This window comes from Actinomadura chibensis NBRC 106107 (genome assembly GCF_001552135.1).
GTDB classification, from domain to species: Bacteria; Actinomycetota; Actinomycetes; order Streptosporangiales; family Streptosporangiaceae; genus Spirillospora; species Spirillospora chibensis.
In genome coordinates, this window is the sequence record NZ_BCQP01000010.1 from 465,330 (window position 1) to 487,924 (window position 22,595).

Annotated in this window: 24 protein-coding genes and 1 pseudogene; 15 read left to right on the forward strand and 10 right to left on the reverse strand. The window is 75.0% G+C overall.

Features of this window, described 5'->3' with window-relative positions:
* The first annotated feature begins 1,109 nt into the window (after positions 1-1,109).
* The 6 genes from ACH01S_RS06855 to ACH01S_RS06880 all read left to right on the forward strand — a co-directional run bounded on the left by ACH01S_RS06855 (position 1,110) and on the right by ACH01S_RS06880 (position 6,064).
* Positions 1,110-2,126 carry an AAA family ATPase gene (locus tag ACH01S_RS06855; protein ID WP_067886458.1) on the forward strand — a complete coding sequence of 339 codons (1,017 nt, stop codon included), beginning with the start codon at positions 1,110-1,112 and terminating at the stop codon, positions 2,124-2,126.
* Positions 2,123-3,178 carry a DUF58 domain-containing protein gene (locus tag ACH01S_RS06860; RefSeq protein WP_067886635.1) on the forward strand — a complete coding sequence of 352 codons (1,056 nt, stop codon included), beginning with the start codon at positions 2,123-2,125 and terminating at the stop codon, positions 3,176-3,178. The genes ACH01S_RS06855 and ACH01S_RS06860 overlap by 4 nt, the downstream gene beginning before the upstream one ends.
* The gene (locus tag ACH01S_RS06865; protein ID WP_067886460.1) at positions 3,175-4,122 is read left to right on the forward strand and encodes a VWA domain-containing protein; all 948 of its coding nucleotides are present in this window, start codon (positions 3,175-3,177) and stop codon (positions 4,120-4,122) included. The genes ACH01S_RS06860 and ACH01S_RS06865 overlap by 4 nt, the downstream gene beginning before the upstream one ends.
* 69 nt (positions 4,123-4,191) lie before the next feature.
* On the forward strand, positions 4,192-4,818 hold the full coding sequence (locus ACH01S_RS06870; protein WP_067886462.1) for a class I SAM-dependent methyltransferase: 627 nt from the start codon (positions 4,192-4,194) through the stop codon (positions 4,816-4,818).
* Positions 4,815-5,363: a TrmH family RNA methyltransferase gene (locus ACH01S_RS06875; protein WP_067886464.1), complete on the forward strand. Its 549-nt coding sequence runs from the start codon at positions 4,815-4,817 to the stop codon at positions 5,361-5,363. Before ACH01S_RS06870 ends, ACH01S_RS06875 begins: the two co-directional genes overlap by 4 nt.
* Positions 5,364-5,431: 68 nt before the next feature.
* Positions 5,432-6,064 carry an SAM-dependent methyltransferase gene (locus ACH01S_RS06880; RefSeq protein WP_067886466.1) on the forward strand — a complete coding sequence of 211 codons (633 nt, stop codon included), beginning with the start codon at positions 5,432-5,434 and terminating at the stop codon, positions 6,062-6,064.
* 18 nt (positions 6,065-6,082) lie between these two features.
* Here the strand turns inward: ACH01S_RS06880 and ACH01S_RS06885 are convergent, their stop codons facing one another.
* A complete protein-coding gene (locus tag ACH01S_RS06885; RefSeq protein ID WP_370671559.1) occupies positions 6,083-6,298 on the reverse strand; it encodes an EF-hand domain-containing protein in 216 nt (71 codons plus the stop codon).
* Positions 6,299-6,423: 125 nt separating this feature from the next.
* Here ACH01S_RS06885 and ACH01S_RS06890 point away from each other — a divergent pair, with 125 nt between their 5' ends.
* Entirely contained in the window at positions 6,424-7,221 is a 798-nt protein-coding gene (locus ACH01S_RS06890; protein ID WP_067886637.1) for a glycerophosphodiester phosphodiesterase family protein, read from the forward strand.
* A 60-nt stretch (positions 7,222-7,281) separates the two neighbouring features.
* On the opposite strand, the gene ACH01S_RS06895 is transcribed toward ACH01S_RS06890, so the two are convergent.
* Positions 7,282-7,566 (reverse strand): type II toxin-antitoxin system Phd/YefM family antitoxin, encoded by a 285-nt coding sequence (locus ACH01S_RS06895; protein ID WP_148344713.1) that lies wholly within the window; start codon positions 7,564-7,566, stop codon positions 7,282-7,284.
* 129 nt (positions 7,567-7,695) lie between these two features.
* On the opposite strand from ACH01S_RS06895, the gene ACH01S_RS06900 reads away from it, so the two are divergent.
* The 3 genes from ACH01S_RS06900 (at position 7,696) to ACH01S_RS06910 (ending at position 9,446) form a co-directional block, all read left to right on the forward strand.
* Positions 7,696-8,346 carry a ClpP family protease gene (locus ACH01S_RS06900; protein WP_067886639.1) on the forward strand — a complete coding sequence of 217 codons (651 nt, stop codon included), beginning with the start codon at positions 7,696-7,698 and terminating at the stop codon, positions 8,344-8,346.
* Positions 8,343-8,948, forward strand: coding sequence for an ATP-dependent Clp protease proteolytic subunit (locus ACH01S_RS06905; protein WP_067886472.1), 606 nt, complete (start codon positions 8,343-8,345; stop codon positions 8,946-8,948). The genes ACH01S_RS06900 and ACH01S_RS06905 overlap by 4 nt, the downstream gene beginning before the upstream one ends.
* Before the next feature lie 153 nt (positions 8,949-9,101).
* Positions 9,102-9,446, forward strand: coding sequence for an RNA polymerase-binding protein RbpA (locus ACH01S_RS06910; RefSeq protein ID WP_067886474.1), 345 nt, complete (start codon positions 9,102-9,104; stop codon positions 9,444-9,446).
* A gap of 71 nt (positions 9,447-9,517) precedes the next feature.
* Here the strand turns inward: ACH01S_RS06910 and ACH01S_RS06915 are convergent, their stop codons facing one another.
* Both ACH01S_RS06915 and ACH01S_RS06920 read right to left on the reverse strand, forming a co-directional pair.
* Complete coding sequence (locus ACH01S_RS06915; RefSeq protein ID WP_067886475.1) at positions 9,518-10,186, reverse strand: response regulator; 669 nt, start codon at positions 10,184-10,186, stop codon at positions 9,518-9,520.
* The gene (locus ACH01S_RS06920; RefSeq protein WP_218010155.1) at positions 10,183-11,262 is read right to left on the reverse strand and encodes a sensor histidine kinase; all 1,080 of its coding nucleotides are present in this window, start codon (positions 11,260-11,262) and stop codon (positions 10,183-10,185) included. The genes ACH01S_RS06915 and ACH01S_RS06920 overlap by 4 nt, the downstream gene beginning before the upstream one ends.
* 136 nt (positions 11,263-11,398) lie before the next feature.
* On the opposite strand from ACH01S_RS06920, the gene ACH01S_RS06925 reads away from it, so the two are divergent.
* The 3 genes from ACH01S_RS06925 to ACH01S_RS06935 are packed head-to-tail and all read left to right on the forward strand — an operon-like array spanning position 11,399 to position 14,651.
* Complete coding sequence (locus tag ACH01S_RS06925; protein ID WP_067886477.1) at positions 11,399-12,328, forward strand: ABC transporter ATP-binding protein; 930 nt, start codon at positions 11,399-11,401, stop codon at positions 12,326-12,328.
* On the forward strand, positions 12,325-13,785 hold the full coding sequence (locus ACH01S_RS06930; protein ID WP_067886479.1) for an ABC transporter permease subunit: 1,461 nt from the start codon (positions 12,325-12,327) through the stop codon (positions 13,783-13,785). Before ACH01S_RS06925 ends, ACH01S_RS06930 begins: the two co-directional genes overlap by 4 nt.
* Positions 13,782-14,651, forward strand: a complete 870-nt coding sequence (locus ACH01S_RS06935; protein WP_222869221.1) for an ABC transporter permease subunit — start codon at positions 13,782-13,784, stop codon at positions 14,649-14,651. The genes ACH01S_RS06930 and ACH01S_RS06935 overlap by 4 nt, the downstream gene beginning before the upstream one ends.
* Before the next feature lie 19 nt (positions 14,652-14,670).
* Here the strand turns inward: ACH01S_RS06935 and ACH01S_RS06940 are convergent, their stop codons facing one another.
* The 6 genes from ACH01S_RS06940 to kamD all read right to left on the reverse strand — a co-directional run bounded on the left by ACH01S_RS06940 (position 14,671) and on the right by kamD (position 21,244).
* Positions 14,671-15,225: an FxsA family protein gene (locus ACH01S_RS06940; protein WP_148344714.1), complete on the reverse strand. Its 555-nt coding sequence runs from the start codon at positions 15,223-15,225 to the stop codon at positions 14,671-14,673.
* Between the two features lie 126 nt (positions 15,226-15,351).
* A complete protein-coding gene (locus tag ACH01S_RS06945; protein WP_067886481.1) occupies positions 15,352-16,098 on the reverse strand; it encodes a polyprenol monophosphomannose synthase in 747 nt (248 codons plus the stop codon).
* Positions 16,099-16,103: 5 nt separating this feature from the next.
* Entirely contained in the window at positions 16,104-17,801 is a 1,698-nt protein-coding gene (gene lnt, locus ACH01S_RS06950) for an apolipoprotein N-acyltransferase (protein WP_067886483.1), read from the reverse strand.
* Positions 17,802-18,348: 547 nt separating this feature from the next.
* On the reverse strand, positions 18,349-18,765 hold the full coding sequence (gene kal, locus ACH01S_RS06955; protein ID WP_067886485.1) for a 3-aminobutyryl-CoA ammonia lyase: 417 nt from the start codon (positions 18,763-18,765) through the stop codon (positions 18,349-18,351).
* Positions 18,762-19,619 (reverse strand): lysine 5,6-aminomutase subunit beta, encoded by an 858-nt coding sequence (kamE, locus tag ACH01S_RS06960; protein ID WP_083980392.1) that lies wholly within the window; start codon positions 19,617-19,619, stop codon positions 18,762-18,764. Before kamE ends, kal begins: the two co-directional genes overlap by 4 nt.
* The gene (gene kamD / locus ACH01S_RS06965) at positions 19,616-21,244 is read right to left on the reverse strand and encodes a lysine 5,6-aminomutase subunit alpha (protein ID WP_067886486.1); all 1,629 of its coding nucleotides are present in this window, start codon (positions 21,242-21,244) and stop codon (positions 19,616-19,618) included. Before kamD ends, kamE begins: the two co-directional genes overlap by 4 nt.
* Before the next feature lie 290 nt (positions 21,245-21,534).
* Here kamD and ACH01S_RS06970 point away from each other — a divergent pair, with 290 nt between their 5' ends.
* A complete protein-coding gene (locus tag ACH01S_RS06970; protein WP_067886487.1) occupies positions 21,535-22,302 on the forward strand; it encodes a bestrophin-like domain in 768 nt (255 codons plus the stop codon).
* A 2-nt stretch (positions 22,303-22,304) separates the two neighbouring features.
* Positions 22,305-22,595: pseudogene (locus ACH01S_RS06975) on the forward strand (hypothetical protein); the annotation flags it as partial.

A 22,595-nucleotide genomic window follows, 5' to 3' on the forward strand; every position in this document is an offset into this window, starting at 1 on the left:
CCGAAACACGGCAAACCCTTTCCCGGGCGCCACCGCACCACCCCACAGCGCTACCGGACGCTACAACGGCCCATCGCCGTCCTCACCGCCACCACCGCCCGGACCCGGCGACGGCGACTGACCCGGCTGACCCGGCTGCCCCGGCGCCGACGTGGGCGGCGGACTCGGACTCCCCGGCGACGGCGACGGCTCACCCGGCCGACCCGGCGCCGACGTCGGCGGCGGCCGCGACGGCACCGGAAACGACGGCGTCGGCTCCGGCGGCGGAGGCGGCGGCTCCTTCGCCTCCGGCTGACACGCGAACAGCACCCCCATCAACAACGCCAGCACCAGCAACCCCGCCGCCAGCCCCAGCACACCCCCGACCAGACTCCGCTCCGGCGGACGCTCCACCACCACCGGCCCCGCCCCGCCCGGACCCGGCGGCGGCTCCGGACGCTCCAACGCCGGCTCCGCCGACCCCAGCCAATACGGCTGGAACTGCGGCCCCCGACGCCGCCGACCACCCCACCACGGACGCCCCGACCCCTGGAACACCACCGGCTCCAGAAACCGCTCCGCACCCGCACGATCCGCCTCATACGCCGTCGCCACCCACGGCGCCGGACCATCCGGCTGCGCCGCCACCACCGGCGCCGGATCACCCGGCCCCCCACCCGACACCCCACCGGGCCCGCCCGGCCCACCACGCCCCGGCACCGCCGCGTTGATCGCCGCACGGAACCGGTCCCGCGCCGCCGCGTCCCCCGCCGCACCCCGGTTCAACACCGCCACACTCGCGCGCCGCCCCTCACCGTCCACCCCCAGGAACACGATCCCGGCGGCCGACTCCGACAAACGCGCCGACAAACGAAACGGCCCCAACCGGTCAGGATCACCCGGGGGCAACGGCCTCGACATGGCCGCAACACTAACAACCACCCCCTACGATCAGCCCCGAGACACGACCCACCCCCCGCCCCCACAGGCCTCCCGCCCCCGCCCACCGCCCCACCCGAACCGATCACCCGCAACACGCACGTATCCCCAACGAACGGGTACAAGTGATCGCGTAGTGTCGAAAACGCGCCCAGCCCAGGCACCCGACGGACACTGAGGGGAAACCCGTCATGACCATCGCCGCCACCGACGTCGACGAGGCCGCAGCACTCCTGCAGAACACCCTCGCCGAAGTCAAGAAGGTCATCGTCGGCCAAGACCACATGGTCGAACGCCTCGTCGTCGCCCTCCTCGCCCGCGGCCACTGCCTCGTCGAAGGCGTCCCCGGCGTCGCCAAGACCCTCGCCGTCGGCACCCTCGCCCAAGTCGTCGGCGGCACCTTCGCCCGCCTCCAGTTCACCCCCGACCTCGTCCCCTCCGACATCGTCGGCACCCGCATCTACCACCCCTCCACCGAACAGTTCGACGTCGAACTCGGCCCCGTCTTCGTCAACTTCGTCCTCGCCGACGAAATCAACCGCGCCCCCGCCAAAGTCCAGTCCGCCCTCCTCGAAGTCATGGCCGAACGCCAGGTCTCACTCGGCGGCAACACCTACCCCCTCCCCAAACCCTTCATCGTCCTCGCCACCCAGAACCCCATCGAATCCGAAGGCGTCTACCCCCTCCCCGAAGCACAACGCGACCGCTTCCTCATGAAGATCGACGTCCACCACCCCGCCGCCCACGAGGAACTCCAAATCCTCCAGCGCATGAGCGTCGACCCACCCGAAGCCGCCCAGACCCTCGACACCGACCGCCTCGCCGCACTCCAACGCGCCGCCGAAGAGGTCTCCGTCCACGAACTCATCGCCGACTACATCGTCCGCCTCGTCATGGCCACCCGCGAACCCGACCAGTACCGCCTCCCCGACCTCCGCGGCGTCATCGACATCGGCGCCAGCCCCCGCGCCACCCTCGGCCTCGCCGCCACCGCCCGCGCCCTCGCCCTCCTGTCCGGACGCGACTACGTCCTCCCCGACGACGTCCGCGCCGTCGCCCGCGACGTCATGGCCCACCGCCTCGTCCTCACCTTCGACGCCCTCGCCGACGGCGTCGACGCCGCCGACGTCATCACCCAGATCATCACCGCCGTCCCCCCGCCACGCGTCGTGTGGAACCACGGATCGGCGGCGGTGACCACCGCATGACCCCCCGCCACCCCACCACCGGACGGAGGCGCAGCGGCAAACTCGCCCACCTCGCCCCCGAACGCACCCTCCGCCGCCTCGAACTCCAGGTCACCCGCCGCCTCGACGGCCTCCTCAACGGCGAACACCTCGGCCTCCTCCCCGGCCCCGGCACCGAACTCGCCGAAGCACGCCTCTACCAACCCGGCGAAGACGACGTCCGCCACATGGACTGGGCCGTCACCGCCCGCACCACCACCCCCCACGTCCGCGACCTCATCGCCGACCACGAACTCGAAGCCTGGGCCCTCGCCGACCTCACCCCCAGCATGGACTTCGGCACCACCACCATGACCAAACGCGACCTCGCCGTCGCCGCCCTCGCCGCCGTCGGCTTCCTCACCGTCCGCCTCGGCGACCGCGTCGGCGCCTACCTCCTCCACCACGACGGCATGCGCCGCTGGCCCGCCCGCACCGGCAAAGCCGCCCTCTACGCCCTCCTCCAAGCCGTCCTCGACGCCCAGTCCGTCGACGACACCACCCCCGGCACCACCCGCACCGGCACCGCCTCCCCCCGCGACCTCCCCGCCGCCATCGCCTCCCTCGACCGCGGCCAGACCCGCCGCGGCCTCCGCGTGATCATCTCCGACTTCCTCGGCCCCGACGGCGCCGACCCCACCGGCCTCCCCGCCGCCCACACCACAGGCCGCGCCCACGACGCCCACCCCGACTGGGAACGGCCCCTCCGCCGCCTCACCACCCGCCACCAGGTCCTCGCCATCGAGATCATCGACCCCCGCGAACTCGACCTCCCCGACGTCGGACTCGTCGAGATGACCGACCCCGAGACCGGCGCCGTCCACGAGATCGTCCTCAACCGCCGCACCCGCGAACGCTACGCCGCCGCGGCCGCCGCCCAACGCGCCCGCACCCGCGACGCCCTCCGCCGCTGCGGCGCCCACCACCTCGTCCTGCGCACCGACCGCGACTGGATCGCCGACATCGCCCGCTTCGCCCTCCGCCAGCGCCGCGCCGCAGGCCGGCCCGTCACCACCGCGGGAGCGCGCCCATGACCTTCCTGTCACCAGAACGCCTCTGGCTGCTCGGCCTGCTCCCACTCCTGGCCGCCGCCTACACCCTGCTCCAGCTCCGCCGCAGCCGCTACGCCGTCCGCTTCACCAACCTCGCCCTGCTCTCCCAGGTCGCCCCGCGCCGCCCCGGCTGGCGCCGGCACGTCGCCGCCGCCCTCTTCCTCATCATGATCACCCTCATGATGATCGGGTTCGCCCGCCCCGCCGACTCCGTCAAGGTCCCCCGCGACCGCGCCACCATCATGGTCGCCATCGACGTCTCCCTGTCCATGATGGCCAGGGACGTCCCACCCAGCCGCTTCGACGCCGCCAAGGCCGCCGCCAAGAAGTTCATCGACGAGCTCCCCGCCCGCTTCAACGTCGGCGTCGTCGGCTTCGCCGGAAACGCCAACCTCATCGCCGCCCCCTCCGCCGACCGCGCCGCCGCCATCGCCTCCATCGACCAGCTCGTCCTCGCCAAACGCACCGCCATCGGCGAGGCCGTCTTCACCTCGCTGCAGGCCATCCGCTCCTTCGACGCCGACGCCAGCCAGGACCCGCCGCCCGCCCACATCGTCCTGCTCTCCGACGGCGACAACACCACCGGACGCTCCGTCCAGGAGGCCATCGACGCCAGCCGCGGCGCCCACGTCCCCGTCTCCACCATCGCCTTCGGCACCCCCTACGGCACCGTCGACATCGAAGGCGAGACCACCAGCGTCTCGGTCAACAAGGAGACCCTGCGCGCCCTCGCCGACAGCACCGAGGGCAAGTCCTACGAGGCCGCCGACGCCGGACAGCTCCGCGAGGTCTACGCCAACATCGGCACCTCCCTCGGCTTCAAGACCGAGCACCGCGACGTCGCCGCCCGTTACCTCGGCATCGCGCTGATCTTCGCGCTCGCCGCCGGCGGCGCGTCCCTCGCCTGGTTCTCCCGGCTGCCCTAGCGCGGCCCGCCCGAGCGCCCGCACCGGCGCGGCGCCGGTACCCGCGCGACGCTGGTACGGTCGGCCGACGTGGGGGAACACTACTTCGCCGAACGGCCCGGCACCGCGAGCCGCCGCCGCACCGTCGACCTCGTCCTGCCCGACCTGCACCTGCGGCTCGACACCGACGCCGGCGTGTTCTCCCCCGACCGGATCGACCCCGGCACCCGCATCCTCCTCGAGACCGTCCCTCCGCCGCCGCCCACCGGCGACCTCCTCGACCTGGGCTGCGGATACGGGCCCATCGCCCTCACCCTCGCGAAACGCTCTCCCCAGTCGATGGTTTGGGGCGTGGACGTTAATCGCAGGGCCTTGGAACTCGCCGAGGGTAATGCTCAAGCCGCTGGCCTTGACAATGTAAGGTTCAGGGTGGCGGACGACATCGACCCCGGCCTCCGCTTCGCCGCGATCTGGTCCAACCCCCCGATCCGCGTCGGCAAGACCGCCCTGCACGACCTCCTCCTGGCCTGGCTCCCCCGCCTCTCCCCCGGCGGCGCCGCGCACCTCGTCGTCCAGCGGCACCTCGGCTCCGACTCCCTGCAGCGCTGGCTGGACGGCCAGGGCCTCCCCGCCGAGCGGGTCGCGTCCCGGTCCGGATACCGGGTCCTGCGCGTCACGGCCCGCCCCGAACCCGACACGGAAGGCACCACCCGATGAGCGGCCCGACCACCCCCGGACGCCGGCAGCTGCGCGGCACCGACGTCAAGCGCCTCAACCGCGACTGGCGCCGCCGCACCGAAGCCCGCCTCGGCCTGCTCGTCGAATCGGTCACCCAGCCGTTCAACACCGGCTCCATCGTCCGCAGCGCCGCCGCGTTCGGCGTCGAGCGCGTCTGGTTCGCCGGGAACGCCACTCCCCCGACGCAGAAGGGCGTCGACAAGACCGCGCTCGGCACGCTGCGGCTCGTCCCGTGGGAGCACGCCGGGTCCGCCGCCGACGCCGCGGCCGCCGTCCGCAAGGAGGGCCTGCGGCTCGTCGCGATCGAGCTCACCGGCGACGCCGTCCCGCTGCACGAGGCGCCCCTGGACGGCGACGTCTGCCTCGCCGTCGGCGGCGAGGACCACGGCTGCTCCCCCGCCCTGCTCGCCGCCGCCGACGCGGTCGCCTACATCCCCCAGATCGGACGCGTCGGCTCCCTCAACGTCGCCGTCGCCACCGCCATCGCCCTCGCCGAGGCCCGCCGCCGCGAATGGACGTCCTGACCCTGCCTGCTTTGCCGAAACGGCAACGTCGTTAGCGGGACGGGCGCCCGTCCGGGCACCATCGCGGCATGGACGAACCCACCAACGGCCAGGAGTTCTGGGACTCCCGCTACGCCGAGCACGAGCACATGTGGAGCGGCGAACCCAACGCCGTCCTCGTCGAGGAGACCGCGGACCTCGACCCCGGCACGGCCCTCGACCTCGGCTGCGGCGAGGGCGCGGACGCGATCTGGCTCGCCCGCCGCGGCTGGCGCGTCACCGCCACCGACATCTCCGCCGTCGCGCTGGAGCGCGCCGCCCGCCACGCCGAGCACGCCGGCGTCGCCGACCGCGTCGACCTCCAGCGCCGCGACCTCGCCGAGTCGTTCCCCGAGGGGTCCTTCGACCTCGTGTCCGCGCACTTCCTGCACTCGCCCCACGAGGGCATGCCGCGCGAGGAGATCCTGCGCGCCGCCGCCGCGGCCGTCGCCCCCGGCGGCACGCTGCTGATCGTCGGGCACGCCGGGCCGCCGCCCTGGGACCCCGACGCCCACGGCGGCGTCCACCTGCCCACCGCCGACGAGGTCCTCGCCTCGCTCGCGCTCCCGGACGGCGACTGGGACGTCCTGCGCAGCGGCGAGCACGAACGCGTCCAGACCGCCCCGGACGGACGCGTCATGACCCGCACCGACAACGCCCTCCGGCTCCGCCGCCGCCCCTGACCGGCTCCCGGGGCGCCGTCACGGACGGGCGGCGGCGCCCTCCATCAGGGCCGTGAACTCCTCCAAGGAGATCTTGCCGTCGCGGTTGGCGTCGGCGGCCACGACCACCTCCACCACGCGCGTGTCGGTCGCGTCCTGGCCGAGCTTCGCCATGAGGTTCTTCAGCTCGGCCGTCGAGATGTAGCCGTCGCCGTCGACGTCCACCAGCTCGAACGTCGCTCTGTACTCGTTCACGTCCGCCACGCCCGCTCCTTGGTCGATCGTTTTGCCGCGGCCGACCGTAGCACCGACGTCACACAACCGCGGGCCTTTACACAGTAAGGTCCGTCGTGACCTCCCCGTCCGACATAATCGGACGGGTGCGCCGCTCGTACGAGTTCCTCGACCACCCCGGACCGATCCCGTTCGCCCACCGCGGCGGCGCCGGCGGCCGCCCGGAGAACTCCATGGCCGCCTTCCAGCGCGCCGTCGACCTCGGCTACCGCTACCTGGAGACCGACGCGCACGCCACCGCCGACGGCGTCGTCGTCGCCTTCCACGACCGCACCCTCGACCGCGTCACCGACCGCAGGGGCGTCATCGCCGAACTGCCCTACGCCGAGGTCGCCAAGGCCCGCATCGGCGGCACCGAGCCCATCCCCCGCCTGGAGGAGCTGCTGTCGTCCTTCCCGGACGCCCGCGTCAACATCGACCTGAAGGACGCCCCCGTCATCGGCCCGCTCGCCGCGGCCCTGCACCGCGCCAAGGCGTGGAACCGGGTGTGCCTGACGTCCTTCTCCACCCGCCGCCTGGCCCAGATGCGCGCCCGGCTGCCGCTGTTCACCGACCGGGACGTGTGCACCGCGCTCGGCCCGCGCGGGGTGATGGCGCTGCGCGCCAAGTCCTACGGCGGCCCCGCCGCCAAGCTGATCCGCCTCGCCGCCACCGGCGTCGCCTGCGCGCAGGTGCCCTACGGGCTCGGGCCCGTCCCGTTCGTCACCGAGTCGTTCGTCGCGCGCGCCCACGAGCTCGGCCTGCAGGTCCACGCCTGGACGGTCAACGAGCCCGCCGACATGCGCCGCCTGCTCGACCTCGGCGTCGACGGCATCATGACCGACGAGCTGCTCGCCCTGCGGGACGTGATGTCGGCCCGCGGCCAGTGGCCCGGCCCCTCCTGAGGCGGCCCCTCCTGAGGCGGGCCCTGCCGGGGCGGGGCGCGGCCGGGAGCGGCGGCCCCGTCAGCGGGTGAAGCCGGGCGGGCGGTACTCGGCCGCGATCCGCATCGGCCCTGACGGGCCGGGACGCTCGGCGGGCCGGGACGGCTGCCCGGGCGGCACCGTCCCGCCGACCTGGAGGTCGAGACGCTGCGACCGGACCATCTCCAGGAGCTCCAGGTCCTCCGGGGAGACCAGCGCGGCCATCACCCGGCCGCGCCGCGTCAGCTTCACCGGCTCGCCGGTGTAGGCGACCCGGTTCACCAGATCCGCGAACTGGGCACGTGCTTCGGTTACCGGAACATCCACGTGATTCATCGTATAGCGAAACTCCCCGCTCTCCCCTGGTCGCCCTCAGCCACACCGCGTTAACGTGCTCACGTACATAGTGTACGAACTGTACAGATGATCAAGGAGGGTCACGTGAGCGACGGACCGATGCGATGGGACGGCGACCGGCCCGGCGAGCGGCCGAACACGCCCTACACGACCTACGTCGGCAGGACGCGGGCCAGCGTCACCGAGGCCCCGCAGCTCGCCGAGGCGCAGCTGTTCGAGCGGCTCCTCGCGCAGCGCATCGTGTTCATCGGCAGCGAGATCGACGACCAGCTCGCCAACCGGGTCAACGCCCAGCTCCTCCTGCTCGCCGCGCACGACGCCCGGCGCGACATCACGATCTACGTCAACTCCCCCGGCGGCGTCGTCGACGCGGGCATGGCGATCTACGACATGATGCAGTTCGTCCCGAACGACATATCCACGGTCGTGATGGGCATGGCCGCGTCCATGGGCCAGACGCTGCTGTGCGCCGGCACCGCGGGCAAGCGCTACGCGCTGCGGCACGCCCGGGTGATGATGCACCAGCCGCACGGCGGGATCGGCGGCACCGCGTCCGACATCAAGATCCAGGCCGAGCAGTCCCTGTACCTCAAGCGGACCCTCGCCGAGCGGACCGCGTTCCACACCGGGCAGCCGCTGGAGCGCATCGAGGCCGACAGCGACCGCGACCGCTGGTTCACCGCCGAGGAGGCCCGCGACTACGGCTTCGTCGACCACGTCATCGACAGCACCGACCGGGTGGGCACATGACACACGCGGAACGCCGCTACCTCGTCCCGTCGTTCGAGGAGCGGACGACTTACGGCCGCAAGGAGACCGACCCCTACAACAAGCTCTTCGAGGACCGGATCGTCTTCCTCGGCACGCCGGTCGACGACGTCAGCGCCAACGACGTGACGGCGCAGCTCCTCGCGCTGGAGGGGATGGACCCCGACCGCCCCATCGCCCTGTACATCAACTCGCCGGGCGGGTCGCTGACCGCGATGCTGGCGATCTGCGACACGATGCGCTACGTCCGGCCGCCGGTCGAGACGACCTGCGTCGGGCAGGCCGGGTCGGCGGCGGCGATCCTGCTCGCCGCGGGCGAGCCCGGCCGCCGGCAGGCGCTGACCGGCGCGCGGATCGTGCTGCACGAGCCCGCGATCGAGGTGTCGCGCGGGTACGCCACCGACCTCGACATCCAGGCCCGCGAGATCCTGCGGCTGCGCGAGCAGGCCGAGGCGATCGTGGCGGAGGCGACCGGCCGCGACCCCGCGACGGTCCGCGCCGACCTGGACCGGACGCGGTACTTCGGCGCCGCCGAGGCCAAGGACTACGGGCTGATCGACGAGGTCGTCACCACCCGCGGCTGACCCGCCCCGGCCGCCGTCCGGCGGGACGATCTCGCCCCGCGGCGCGGCCCGGCCGGAAACGGCAGGGTTGGATCACTCCCCCGGCGGGAATCTTGTCACGGTATTCAGCGTTGGTGATGGCAGGACCGCAAGCCGTCTGGGAGGCACGTGACGATGGCCGAGCGCGCACTTCGCGGCACCCGACTCGGAGCGACGAGCTACGAGAACGATCGCAACACCGATCTGGCCCCTCGCCAAGAGGTCGACTACACCTGCACGAAGGGCCACCGGTTCACCGTGACGCTCGCAGCCGAGGCCGAGGTGCCGATGACCTGGGAATGCCGCAACTGCGGCGCCACGGCCCTGCGGGTCGACGGGGAGCTGCCCCAAGCCAAGAAGGGGAAGCCGCCGCGCACGCACTGGGACATGCTGATGGAACGCAGGACGCTCGAAGACCTTGAGGAGGTCCTCGCGGAGCGGCTGGAGATCCTGCGGGCGGGGCGCCGCCGGTCGGCGTGAGCGGCTGAGAGCACGCGCGGGAAGGGCCCGTACCGGCGACGGTGCGGGCCCTTTCCATGCCCGGGGGGCCCTCAGCGGCCCGCGCGGGGCAGGACGAGGCCGGTCTCGTAGGCGGTCACGACGGCCTGGACCCGGTCGCGCAGCCCCAGTTTGCGCAGGATCCGACTGACGTGGGTCTTGACGGTCTCCTCCCCCACCACCAGCCGCGCGGCGATCTCGGCGTTGGTGAGGCCCTCGGCGACCAGGCGGAGCACGTCGGTCTCGCGCGGGGTCAGCGCGTCCAGGACGCCGGGGCCCGCGGACGGCGGCCGCGGGCGCAGCCGGGCGAACTCCCCGATCAGGCGGCGCGTGACGGCCGGGGCGAGCAGCGCCTCCCCCGCCGCCACCACCCGGACGGCGTCGAACAGGCGCTCGGCGGTGACGTCCTTCAGCAGGAACCCGCTGGCCCCCGCGACCAGGGCGTCGTAGACGTGTTCGTCCAGGTCGAACGTGGTGAGCATCAGGACGCGCGGGGCGTCCGGGGCGGCGGTGACGCGGCGGGTGGCCTCGATGCCGTCCATGACCGGCATCCGCACGTCCATCAGGACGACGTCCGGGCGGTGCTCGCGGCACATCCGCACGGCCGCGGCGCCGTCGGCGGCGGTGGCGACGACGGCGAGGTCGGCCTGGGTGCCGAGCAGCGCCCCGAACCCGGCGCGGACGACCTCCTGGTCGTCGGCGACCACGACGCGGACGCTCACCGCGCTCCGCCGTCCGCGTCGTCGGTCGGCAGCGCCGCCTCGACCAGGAACCCGCCGACCGGCCCCGCGCCGGTGCGCAGCGCCCCGCCGACCGCGGCGGCCCGCTCGCGCATGCCGAGAAGCCCGTGACCGGCCGCCGACCCACCCTGCGGGGCGTCGCCCGGCGGGGGGCCTGGGCCGTTGTCGCGGACGCGGACGAGCAGTTCCGCGGCCGTGTACTCCACCTCCACGTCCACGGCGGCGCCGGGCGCGTGGCGGCGCACGTTGGTCAGCGCCTCCTGGACGATCCGGTACGCGGCCAGCTCCACCCCCGGGTCCAGCGCGGCGACGCTCCCCCGGACGGTCAGCCGCGTGTTCGCCGCGCCCGTCGCCCGGGCCTCGTCGACCAGGTCGAGGAGCTGCTGCAGGCCGGGCTGGGGACGCCGGTCCGGCGCGGCCCCGGCGGCTTCGGCGTCCTCGCGGAGCACGCCGAGCAGGCGCCGCATCTCGGTGAGCGCGGTCCGGGCGGTGTCGCCGATCGCCAGCAGCCGCTTCGCGCCCTCGTCGGGCATGCCGGGGACGGCGAGCCGCGCCGTCTCGGCCTGCACGGAGATCATCGAGATGTGGTGCGCGACGACGTCGTGGAGTTCGCGGGCGATGCGGGCGCGCTCGCCGCGCGCGGTGTGCTCCAGCAGCGTGTGCTCGAACGCGCGGCGGGAGGCGTCCAGCTCGGCGGCCCGCGCCCGCCGCCCGAGCGCCCGGCGGCGCAGCAGCGCGCCCCAGACGGTCACGAGCGCGGCCAGGGCCGCGAAGGCGAACCCCCGGTGCAGGACGCACGCCGCCGGGGCCGCCACGGTGATCGCCGCGGCGGCGGCGGTGATCCGGTCGCGGGCGAGGACGAGCGGGAGCGTGGCGCACACGTCCACCACGATCGCCGCCGACAGCGCCGCACCCCACACCGGCGCCCGGTACACCGCCTCCACGACGGAGGCTGCGGCCAGGCAGGCCCCGGCGACCGGCCACGCGCCGAGGCTCCCCTTCCATCGCGGCGGCCGCCCCGCCGACCACCGTGCGCGCCGTCCCGCGTCGACCTCCACGTCCGCCATTGTGGCGCGGACGGCGGCGCGGCGGCGTCCCCCCGCCGGGGGACGCGCGGTCCCCCCGCCGCCCGCGCCGCGAACGGTCCCGGGGCGTGACGACCCGGCGGCGCCCCGGTCCGTAGCCTCCCGGAGCATGGAGGCAACCATCGAAGTACGGGGGCTGCGCAAGCGGTTCGGGACGACCGTGGCCGTGGACGGCCTGTCGTTCACGGTCGGCCCGGGGCGGGTCACCGGGTTCGTCGGCCCGAACGGCGCGGGCAAGTCCACCACCATGCGGATGATCATGGGGTTGGACCGTCCCGACGCGGGCACGGCGCTCGTCGGCGGGCGGCCCTACCGGTCGCTGCGGACCCCGCTGTGCCGGCTCGGCGCGATGCTGGACGCGTCGGCCGTCCACCCCGCCCGCCGGGCCCGCGACCACCTGCGCTGGCTCGCGCACGCCAACGGCCTGCCCGCCCGCCGGGTGGACGAGGTGATCGAGCAGGCGGGGCTCGGGCCCGCGGCGCGGCGCCGGGCGGGCGGGTTCTCGCTCGGCATGCGGCAGCGGCTCGGGATCGCGGCGGCGCTGCTCGGCGACCCGCCGGTCCTGATGTTCGACGAGCCGGTCAACGGCCTGGACCCCGAGGGCATCGCCTGGATCCGGGGCCTGCTGCGGTCGCTGGCCGCCGAGGGCCGCGCCGTGCTGGTGTCCAGCCACCTGATGAGCGAGCTGGAGGGCGGCGCCGACCACCTCCTCGTGATCGGGCGGGGCCGGCTGATCGCCGACACCCCCGTCGAGGACCTCCTCGCCGCCGCGTCCGACGGGCGGGTCGAGGTGCGCACCGAACGGCGGCGGGAGGCGATGACGGTGCTGGCCCGCGCGGGCGCCACCGTCACCGCGTCGGGGCCGGACGCCCTCGTCGTCGCCGGGCCGACCGCGGAGCGGGTCATCGAGCTGCTCACCGGGGAGGGCGTCGCGTTCAGCGGGATCTCCGCGCACCGGGCGTCGCTGGAGGAGGCGTACATGGAGCTGACCAAGGACGCCCTGGAGTTCCAGGCCGTCGCCGGCGGGGACGCCCGGTGACCGCGCCCGCACCGCCCGCGCCGCCCGCTCCCTACCGCAGCACCGTCGCCGGGGAGGCCCGCGACGGGTTCGGGCGGCTGCTGCTGGCCGAGTGGACCAAGCTGCGCACCGTCCCCCGGTGGACGCTGACCCTCCTCGCCGCCGTCGTGCTGATGGTGGCGGTGGCGCTGCTGTCGGCGTCCGACAGCGGCTCCAGCGGCCCGGAGGACAAGCCGCCCTCCACCGCCGGGCGGCAGATCATCGACCTCGGGCACTACACCTACCTGCCGCTCGCGGGCGACGGGTCCGTCGTGGCGCGGGTCGCCTCGCAGGACGGCGGCGGGGCGTGGGCGAAGGCCGGGCTGATGATCCGGGGCAGCGCCGAGCGCGGCGCCCCGTACGCGGCGCTGGCGGTGACGCCGGGGCGCGGCGTGCGGATGCTGACCGGCTACGAGCGCGACGGCGCCGGCGGCGGGAGCGCGGCGGCGCCGCAGTGGCTGCGGCTGACCCGCGCGGGCGCCACCGTCACCGGCTACGCGTCCCCGGACGGGCGGGGCTGGCGGCGCGTCGGCTCGGTCCGGCTGGACGGCCTGCGGGGGCAGGCGCTCGCGGGCATGTTCGTCGCCGTCCCCGACAAGGTCGACGTGCGGCGCGTGTTCGGCGGCGAGATCATCTCCGGCGAGCCCGGCGCCACCACCGCGGCCTTCGACAACGTGGCGGTGTCCCCGGCCGCGCCGGGCGCCGCCTGGCGGGACCGGAGCGGCCCGGTCGGCGGCCCCGCCGACGACCCGGCGCTGGACGGCAGCACCCGCTCCGGCGGGACGTTCACCCTGAAGGGCACCGGCGACATCGGCCCCGACGAGTTCGCCCCCGACGTCACCAAGGCGACCCTGGCGGGCGCGATGATCGGGCAGGCCGCGATCGTCGCGCTGGCGGTGCTGTTCATGACGGCCGAGTACCGGCGCGGGACGCTGCGCACCACGTTCGCCGCGAGTCCCCGGCGGGGACGGGTGCTGGCGGCGAAGGCGGTGGTCGTGGGGCTGGCGTCGCTGGCCGCCGGGCTGGCCGCCGCGTTCGGGTCGGTGCTGCTCGCCCGGCCGCTGCTGGTGTCCGGCGGGATGGCGCCGCCGCCGGTGTCGGACCCGGCGGTGCTGCGCGCGGTGTTCGGCACGGCCGGGCTGCTCGCCGTCCTCGCGGTGCTCGCCCTGGCGGCGGCGGTGATCGTGCGGCGCAGCGCGGTCGCGATCGCGGCGGTGCTGCTGGTGCTGCTCGTCCCGGAGATCACCGCGACCGGGCTGCCGGTGTCGGCGGCGCGGTGGGTGGAGCGGGTCACCCCGGCGGCCGGGTTCGCGATCCAGCAGACGGTGCCGCGCTACGACGCGGCGATCGGCCCGTGGGCCGGGTTCGGGGTGCTGTGCGCGTACACGGCGGCGGCGCTGGCGGCCGCGGCGTGGCTGCTGCGAAGGCGCGACGCGTGACCGGCCAGACGGGCCGGACGGGCCGGACGGGGCGGACGGGGCGGCCCTGCCGGACGCGGACCGGCCGGGCCCGGCAGGCGGGGCGGGCGGTGCGGGCCGAGTGGACGAAGCTGCGCACGCTGCCGAGCACGGCGTGGCTGCTGCTGGCGCTGGCCGCGGTGACCGTCGCGGTCGGCGCGGCCGTCACCGGCGCGGTCGACACCTCCCACTGCGCGACCCCGGCCGGGTGCCGGGAGGACACGCCGAAGCTGGCGCTGTCGGGCGTCCGGCTCGGGCAGGCCGCCGCCGTCGTGCTCGGCGTCCTCGCGGTCGGCGGCGAGTACGCGACCGGGACGATCGCGGTGACGCTCGCGGCGGTGCCGCGCCGCTGGACCGTCCTCGCCGCCAAGGCCGCCGTCGTCGCGGGCGCGGTCGCCGCCGCGGGGACGGCCGGGGTCCTCGGCTCGCTGGCGGCGGGCCGCGGGATCCTGCCCGGCAACGGCTTCACCGCCGCGAACGGGTACCCGCCGCTGTCGTCGCTGGACGGGCCCACCGCGCGGGCGGCGGCGGGGACCGTCCTGTACCTGGTCCTGGTGGCGCTGCTGGCGCTCGGCGCGGGAACCGCACTGCGGGACCAGGCGGCGGCGGTCACGGCGGTGCTGGGGGCGCTGTGGCTCGTCCCGCTGGTGGCGGGGATGGTGGGCGACGACGCCTGGCGGGACCGGCTCGCCAAGTACGCGCCGGAGTCGGCGGGGCTGGCCGTCCAGTCGACGCGGGCGCTGGAGCGGCTGCCGATCGGGCCGTGGGCGGGCCTCGGCGTCCTCGCCGCCTACACGGCGGCGGCGCTGCTGGCGGGCGCGGCGGTGCTCGCCGCACGGGACGCCTGACCGCTCATGGGCGGGCCGGTCACGTGCGGGAGGACGGGTCGTCCTCGTCGATGACCTCGCCGCGGACCACCGGTCCCGGCGGGGTCTCGACCCGGTCGCGCTCGGGCCCGTACCGGTCGCGGCCGAACGGGTCGAAGGGGGCGCCGCCGAAGCCGGGCGGGAACACCGCGCCCGCCGCCGCCCGCTCGCGGGCCCGCGCCTCGGCGGCCCGCATCCGCCGCGCCGCGAACCGGGACACCGCCCGGCGCACCAGCGGCCGGGTGAACGGCAGCACGAACGCGAACCCGATCACGTCGGTGACGAACCCGGGGGTGAGGAGCAGCACGCCGCCCGCCATGACCAGGGCGGCGTCGCCGAGCTCCCGGTCGGGCATGACGCCGCGGCGCAGCGTCTCCTCCAGGGCCCGCCAGGCGCGGCGGCCCTCCCGGCGGACGATCCACCCGCCGAGCACGCTCTCGGCGACCAGCAGCGCGATCGTCGGCCAGGCGCCGATCACCCCGCCCACCTGGATGATCACGTAGATCTCCAGGACGGGCGTCGCGAGCAGCGCGAGGACCAGTAGCAGCGGCAGCATGACTCCATCTTCGGGGTCGCGGACGTTCTCCCTACCCCGTACAACGCCGGGACGCCGCCGAACGTTTCCCCCGCCCGCCCTCGTCGGGCGCCGGCGGGGTCGCGGGGCGGGCTCGGCGGGGCGGGGTCAGCGGGGCGGGCGGGAGCGGCCGAGGCGGTCGGCCATCCCCCACTGGGTGATGCGCAAGGCCGCCTCCGCCATCACGTCGCGGCTCATCTTGCTGGTGCCGTGGACGCGCTCGACGAACGTGATCGGCACCTCCACGACCCGGAGCCCCTGCCGCAGCGCCCGCAGCGCGAGGTCGATCTGGAAGCAGTAGCCGCGCGAGTCGACGCCGTCCAGGCCGATCTTCTCCAGGGTCGCGGCGCGGAACGCGCGGTAGCCGCCGGTCGCGTCGTGCAGCGGGATGCCGAGCATCAGCCGCGCGTAGGTGTTGGCGCCGCGCGAGAGCGCCTCGCGGCGCTTCGGCCAGTTGCGCACCTCGCCGCCGGGCACCCAGCGGGCGCCGATGACGAGGTCGGCGTCCTCCAGCGCGGCGAGCAGCCGGGGCAGCTCCTCGGGCTGGTGGGAGCCGTCGGCGTCCATCTCGACCATGACGTCGTAGCCGCGTTCGGCCGCCCACCGGAACCCGGCGATGTAGGCGGGGCCGAGGCCGTCCTTGCCCGCCCGGTGCAGGACCTTGATCTGCTCGTCGGCGGCGGCCATCGCGTCGGCGACCTCGCCGGTGCCGTCCGGGCTGGCGTCGTCGACGACCAGGACGTCCACCGCGGGGACGGCCGCGCGGACCCGGCCGGCGATGCGCTCGACGTTGTCCCGCTCGTTGTAGGTCGGGATGATCACGAGCACCCGGCCGAGGTCGGCTGGGATCTCCATCGGCGTCAATTCTCCTCGTTCTTCCTGGCCGTCGCTCTGGATGCCGCCGCCGCCGCGCAGATCGCGCCGAGCCCGAGCGCGGTGAGCGCCCATTCGGGAGCGGCCCCGACCCGGTCGGACAGGGTCCGGGACGTCCGCGCCGGGACGGCGGCGACCTGCAGGTCCGGGACGAACTCCCGGGACCGGTCGATCATCCGGCCGTCCGGGGCGACGATCGCGCTGATCCCGCTCGTCGCGGCAACCAAGATCGTACGGCCATGTTCGACCGCGCGCAGCCGGGACATCGCGATCTGCTGCGGCGGCAGGCTCGTCCGGCCGTAGGTGGCGTTGTTGGTCTGGACGACGAGGAGCTCGCCGCGGGCGACGTCGCGGACCTCCTTGTCGTAGGCGACCTCGAAGCAGATGACGTCGCCGATGTTCACCGGGCCGAGCCTCATCACGCCGGAGCGGGTGCCCTTGGCGAAGTCGCGCGGGATCTGGTTGAACCGCGTGATCAGCTTGGTGAGGACGTCGCGGAACGGCAGGTACTCCCCGAACGGGACGGGGTGCCGCTTGACGTAGTAGTTCCCGGGGCCGGTGCGCGGGTCCCAGACGATGCCGCGGTTCTCGACCTTCCTGCCGTCGGGGGTGTCGGTGAGCGCGCCGACGAGGACGGGCACGCCGACGTCGCGGACGGCGCCGTCGATGGCGTTGTAGGCGTCGGGCTCGGAGTAGGGGTCGAGGTCGCTGGCGTTCTCGGGCCACACGACCAGCGCGGGCCTCGGCAGCAGCCCCGCGCGGACCTTCGCGGCGAGCTCGTGCGTGGCGCGGACGTGGTTGTTCAGGACGGCCTGGCGCTGGCCGAGGTAGTCGAGCCCGAGGCGCGGCACGTTGCCCTGGACGACGGCGACGGTCACCGGCCGCCCGGACGTGGGGGTGGGGATCAGCGTCCCGCCCGCGGCGAGCGCGGCGACGGCGGCGAGCGCGCCCGCGGCCGGGACGAACGCCCGCCGCGACGCCCGCCCGTCCCGCGTGTCCGCTTCGTCCGGCGCGGTGGTGGCAGGGCGGCGGGCCGTGTATGCGGTGCGGGCGGTGAGCGCGGCGTAGGCGAGGAGGCCGCCGACCAGGGCGGTGAGGAAGGTGACCAGGGGCGCGCCGCCGTAGGAGGCGTAGGGCGTCAGCGGCGTCGCGGTCTGGCTGAACGCCAGCCGCGCCCACGGGAACCCGCCGAAGGGGACGTGCCCGCGCAGCAGCTCCTCGCCGACCCACAGCGCGGCCGTCCACACCGGCCAGCCGCGCAGCCGGGCGACCAGCGAGATCCCGGCGCCGAGCGGCAGGAAGTAGGCCGCCTGGACGAGGCTGAGGACGATCCACCCGTCCGGCCCGACGGCGGAGATCCCCTCCAGGACGGGCAGGAAGAACCCGGCCCCGGCGACGAACCCGAGCCAGGCCCCGGTGCGCGGCGCCCGCCCGCGCAGGACGAGGGTGAGCAGCGCGACGCCGACCGGGGCGAGCGGTGTGAGGTCGAGGGGCGGGAACGCGGGCCACATGACGAGGCCGGCGGCGAGGGCGAGCAGGGTGCGGGGCCAGCCCGCGCGGCCGCCGGAGCGGACGCCGGAGCGCCACCGGGCGAGGCGGCCGGGGCGCGCGTCGGAGCCGGGCTCGCCGGGGGCCCCGGCGGGGCCCCGCGCGGGCGGCCGGTCCGGGAGGGTCTCCTGCGCCACGTCCCCACCTCGCTCGTTCGGTGCTGCTGGGAACGCTACCGGGCCGCGACCACCGGGGCGACCGACTCACAGACCCGGCATAGCGCGCATCAGCGGCACGGGAGGCGGGGCCAGGGGTCGGAATGAGGGGCCGCGGGACGGGGCGGGGGCGTGGGGCGCGGACACGGAAGAGGGCCCGCGACACCCATCGGGCCGGAGTCGTCCCACAGGCGGTGAGAGCGAGGCTCCGTTTTCTACTGGATGTCCGGGCCCTTCCCGGGTCCAACCCCCCGCGCGATCGGGCGGCTCCGCCCCGGGACGCGGCACCGGAGCACCGCACTGGCTCAGGCGGGCGCGGCGACGACCACTGGCGTGATCCCCGTCCCCGTCGTGGCGCGGTACCCGGCGGCGCCTCGGGCGGCCGATCGGTGAGTCCCGTGCTGGACTGCAGCAAAACTACCGGCTTCCGCCACCTTGTCAACCGCCCGGTGCCCTGCGGCTACCCACCTTTTCCCAGCTCAGAACCATGATCGGAAGGTCCGGGGATTTCCCCGCCGGGACGCGCCGATCATGGCGTCCCGGGCGTGTCGGCGGCGGGCGGGACGGAGACGACGACGGTGCCGGACGCGGTGACCGCGACGATCGGCTCCGCCAGCACCTCGGCGGCCGACCCGCCCCGGTCGGGGCGTCCCCGGCACACGACGCGGGCCTCGAACTCCATGGCGCGGCTGCGGGTCCCGGCGCGGACGAGGACGGCGGTGGCCTCCAGCACGTCCCCGGCCCGGACGGGGGCGCGGAACTGGACGTCGGAGTAGGACGCGAACAGCCCCTCGTCGCCGTCGGTGCGGACGCACAGCTCGGTCGCCACGTCCCCGAACAGGCCGAGGACGTAGGCGCCGTCGACGAGGTCCCCGGCGTAGTGGGCGTGGGAGTAGGGGATGTACCGGCGGTGCGTGACGGCCAGCCCGACGCGCGGGTCGCTCATTCGTCCTCCTCGGTCGGCGGGGTCTCCCCCGCCGCGGTCTCGCGGGGCAGCAGGGCGTGGACGAGGTAGCTGGCGACCTCGGCGGGCGTGGTGCCCTTGCCGAAGATGCGGTCGACGCCGAGGTCGTCCTCGGTGACGGTGTCGAAGCGGGGGCCGCCGACGACGAGCAGGGGGCGCCCCATGCCGCCCGCGACGGCGGTCGGGTACTCGGCGTGGAACGCGGCGGCCATCTGCTTGGTGTTGTGCAGGTGCGCGTTGCGCTGGGTGACGACCTGGGAGACCAGGACGGCGTCGGCGTCCTCGGCCTTGGCGCGCTCCACCAGCTCGGCGACGGTGACCTGGGCGCCCATGTTCACGACCTGGATCTCGCGGTAGTACTCCAGGCCCTTCTCCCCCGCGAAGCCCTTGACGTTGAGGATCGCGTCGATCCCGACGGTGTGGGCGTCGGTGCCGATGCACGCGCCGACGACGACCAGCCGCCGGTTCAGCGCCCGCCGGATCGCCTGGTTCACCTCCTGCGAGGTCAGCAGCGGGTAGGCGCGCTCCTCCGGGACGGGGATGGACGCGTAGTCGATCAGGTGCCGCACCTTCCCGTACACGATGAAGAACGTGAAGTCGGGGCCCATCGGCTTGGCGTGGACGACGCTCGCCGGGTCCAGGCCCATCTTCGCGGCGAGCTGCAGCGCGGCGGCGTCGGCGCGCTTGCCCGCCGGGACGGGCAGGGTGAACGACATCTGCACCATGCCGTCGCCGGTGGTGTCGCCGTAGGGGCGGATCACCTGCCGGGTGTCGGCGGGCTCGGCGGGCGGGACGGGCGGGGCGTCGGTCCCGGTTCCCGGGGCGGGGGTCGTCATGCGGGCACCTCCTGCTCGGCGGCGTCGGCGGCGGGACGGGCGGCGTGCGGGTCCTCGGCGTCGAGGATCTCGATCGCGGGGTTGACGTAGCCGTCGGCGCGCGGGACGACGCCGTCCAGGCCCTTGCCGCCGTCGGGCGGGCGGCGCGTCACCCCGAACGTGCCCTCGGCGATGGCGGCGAGGAGCCCGTCGTCGGCGACGCGCTCCAGCAGCTCGACCGACTCGGCGAGGACCCGCTTGGCGCGCTGGACGAGCATGCCGTCCGGGCGGGGCATGAAGTCCTCGGCGAGGCCCCCGCACGCGTCGCGGACGTAGCGGACGTTCTCCAGCGCCAGGTCGCGGTCCGACAGCCAGGGGGTGTGGATGCCCTCGGTCATCATCCCGATCAGGATGATCGACTGGCCGGTCATCACCCCGGCGAGGTTGAAGAACGCGTCCAGCAGGTACCCGGCGAAGATGTTGCCGGTCATGTGCTTGGTCGGCGGCATGTACTTCAGCGGCGCGCCCGGGAACAGCTCGCGGACGAGCTGCGCGTGCGCGAGCTCCAGCCGGAACGACTCGGGGATCGACGGGTCGATCTCGAACGCGTGGCCGAGGCCGAGCTGGGCGTCGGTGAGGCCCGCCTCGTGCCCGAACCGCTCGTTCAGCAGCTGGCTGACGACGACGGTGTGCGCGGCGTCGACCGCGTCGGCGGTGGTGAGGTAGTTGTCCTCGCCGGTGTTGATGACGATGCCCGCGCGGGCGTGGATCTGCCGGGAGAACCGCTGGTCGATGAACGTCCGGCGGGGGTTGATGTCGCGGAAGATGATGCCGTACATGCAGTCGTTGAGCATCATGTCCAGGCGCTCCAGCCCGGCGAGCGTCGCGATCTCCGGCATGCACAGCCCGGACGCGTAGTTGGTCAGCCGCACGTACCGGCCGAGCTCGCGGGACACCTCGTCGAGCGCGGCGCGCATCAGCCGGAAGTTCTCGCGGGTGGCGTAGGTGCCCGCGTAGCCCTCGCGGGTGGCGCCCTCGGGGACGAAGTCCAGCAGCGACTGCCCGGTGGAGCGGATCACCGCGACGACGTCGGCGCCCTCGCGGGCGGCGGCCTGCGCCTGCGGGATGTCCTCGTAGATGTCGCCGGTCGCGACGATCAGGTAGACGAGCGGGCGCGGCGGGTCGGCCGCGTCGGGGGTGGGCAGCGCGGCGAGCAGCGCGTCGCGCTCGGCGCGGCGGCGGTCGACGCGGGCGATGCCGGCGCGGGCCGCCCGCTCCGCCGCCGCGCGGGCGCGGCCCGCGTCGGCGCCGGAGGGCAGCCGGAACGACACCCGGCCGCGGGCGGCGGCCCCGGCGAGGTCGGCGAGGGTCGCGTGCGGGCCGTTGAGGAGGGCGTCCCACACCGGCAGGGCCACGCCGTGCTCCAGGCCGACCTGGTCGCGGACGGCGTCGGCGAGGTGGTTGACCCAGGGGCGCCCGCCGTCGTCGGCGCCGCCCAGCCCGGCGAGGCGGAGCAGGGCGCGCTCGACCGACACGGTCGTGTGGGTGCGCGCCATCTCGATGATCGGCTCGGCGGCGCGGGCGGCCAGCCGCCGGGCGGCGCGCACCGTGTCCGGGTCGAGGTCCAGCTTTCCCTGCGGCGCCATTGCCGCCTCCCCTCGCCGGCCGGTCGTGGCCCACCGGCCCGTCGTGTCAATCGTCCTTCATGTCGGGTTCTCTACGGGAGATCTTCCGGTATCGACACCGTATTTCACAAGAACTACCGGGAAACCCTCGCGTCCCGTGGCCGAAGCCGCACCGGGGGCCACTTCCATCTTCCCCGGCCGACCGGTCACCTCACTCCAAGGTGAGGACAACGGCAAAACCATCAGTAGCGACTTTCCGTAAATCTACAATCACCCGAGGTAAGCGCCGATCCGCACACCTGGGGAGGGGCATGATCATTTACTTTGGCGCCGCGGCCTGCGCGATCGCCGTGGTGATCGTGACGAGCCGGCTCGTCCGCCGGACCCGCGCGGTGGAGGACCCCGACCCCGACGGGCCCACCACCGGGCACACCGGCGCGATGCTGTCCGCGCTGTTCCTGCTGGCGTTCGCCATCGCGATCGTCGTCCCGTGGACGACGTCCGACGCCGCCCGCACCAACACCTACACCGAGAGCCAGGCGATCTCCGAGGCGTTCTGGGCGGCGGGCCGGCTGCCCGCGCCCACCGGGCCGCACGTCCAGGCCGAGCTGCGCGGCTACGTCGACCTCGTCCGCGGCCCCGAGTGGCGCGAGATGCGCGACCACGCCGAGCTCACCGCGCGCGGCTGGGCCGTGCTCGACGGGCTGCGCCGCGAGGTCCTCGCGGTCAAGGCCGACACCGACGAGCTGAAGGACGCCCGCGGCGCGCTCCTCGACCGGCTCACCGAGATCTCCGCCGCGCGCCGCCAGCGCGCCGCCGACGCCGCGACCGAGCCGCCCGCCGGGCTGCTCGCCGTCACCGTCCTCACCGGGATCGTCGTCGTGCTGCTGCCGTTCCTCGCGGGCGCCCGCCCGCGCGGGATGACGCTCGTGCCGCTGGCGCTGATGGCGGCCGTGCTCGCGGCCGGGACGTACCTGACGATCGACATCATGCACGTGTTCAGCGGGGCCCTGGCCGTCGGGCCGGACGCGTTCACGTCGCTGAGCACCGACCTGCAGCGCATCGCGGCAGGTGGCTGACCGTGCGCCGCAGCACCCGTCCGCGGGCCCGCCGCCCGCGGGTCGCGGCACGGGCCGTCGCCGTGCTGGCCGTCGCCGCCGGCGGCGCGCTGGCCGCCGCGCCGGGCGCGCTCGCCGCCGAGCCCGGCCCCGACCCGGGCCCCGCGATCCTCATCCCGAAGCCCCGCATCAGCCTGTGCGTCGACCTGCAGATCGGCCACGGCGGGGGCAACGGCGACTGCTTCCCGCACCCGCCGCCCTGCCCTCCCCCGCACTGGCCCCCGCATCCCATCCCGCCGCATCCCATCCCGCCG

What these genes read in the sequence shown, in the direction of transcription:
- ACH01S_RS06880 (WP_067886466.1), top strand. Translation starts at nt 5,432, where the DNA reads ATGGACGAACCCACCAACGGCCAGGAGTTCTGGGACTCCCGCTACGCC.
- ACH01S_RS06875 (WP_067886464.1), top strand. Translation starts at nt 4,815, where the DNA reads ATGAGCGGCCCGACCACCCCCGGACGCCGGCAGCTGCGCGGCACCGAC.
- ACH01S_RS06905 (WP_067886472.1), top strand. Translation starts at nt 8,343, where the DNA reads ATGACACACGCGGAACGCCGCTACCTCGTCCCGTCGTTCGAGGAGCGG.
- ACH01S_RS06855 (WP_067886458.1), top strand. Translation starts at nt 1,110, where the DNA reads ATGACCATCGCCGCCACCGACGTCGACGAGGCCGCAGCACTCCTGCAG.
- ACH01S_RS06970 (WP_067886487.1), top strand. Translation starts at nt 21,535, where the DNA reads ATGATCATTTACTTTGGCGCCGCGGCCTGCGCGATCGCCGTGGTGATC.
- ACH01S_RS06910 (WP_067886474.1), top strand. Translation starts at nt 9,102, where the DNA reads ATGGCCGAGCGCGCACTTCGCGGCACCCGACTCGGAGCGACGAGCTAC.
- ACH01S_RS06925 (WP_067886477.1), top strand. Translation starts at nt 11,399, where the DNA reads ATGGAGGCAACCATCGAAGTACGGGGGCTGCGCAAGCGGTTCGGGACG.
- ACH01S_RS06860 (WP_067886635.1), top strand. Translation starts at nt 2,123, where the DNA reads ATGACCCCCCGCCACCCCACCACCGGACGGAGGCGCAGCGGCAAACTC.
- ACH01S_RS06900 (WP_067886639.1), top strand. Translation starts at nt 7,696, where the DNA reads ATGCGATGGGACGGCGACCGGCCCGGCGAGCGGCCGAACACGCCCTAC.
- kal (WP_067886485.1), bottom strand. Translation starts at nt 18,765, where the DNA reads ATGAGCGACCCGCGCGTCGGGCTGGCCGTCACGCACCGCCGGTACATC.
- kamD (WP_067886486.1), bottom strand. Translation starts at nt 21,244, where the DNA reads ATGGCGCCGCAGGGAAAGCTGGACCTCGACCCGGACACGGTGCGCGCC.
- ACH01S_RS06940 (WP_148344714.1), bottom strand. Translation starts at nt 15,225, where the DNA reads ATGCTGCCGCTGCTACTGGTCCTCGCGCTGCTCGCGACGCCCGTCCTG.
- kamE (WP_083980392.1), bottom strand. Translation starts at nt 19,619, where the DNA reads ATGACGACCCCCGCCCCGGGAACCGGGACCGACGCCCCGCCCGTCCCG.
- ACH01S_RS06945 (WP_067886481.1), bottom strand. Translation starts at nt 16,098, where the DNA reads ATGGAGATCCCAGCCGACCTCGGCCGGGTGCTCGTGATCATCCCGACC.
- ACH01S_RS06865 (WP_067886460.1), top strand. Translation starts at nt 3,175, where the DNA reads ATGACCTTCCTGTCACCAGAACGCCTCTGGCTGCTCGGCCTGCTCCCA.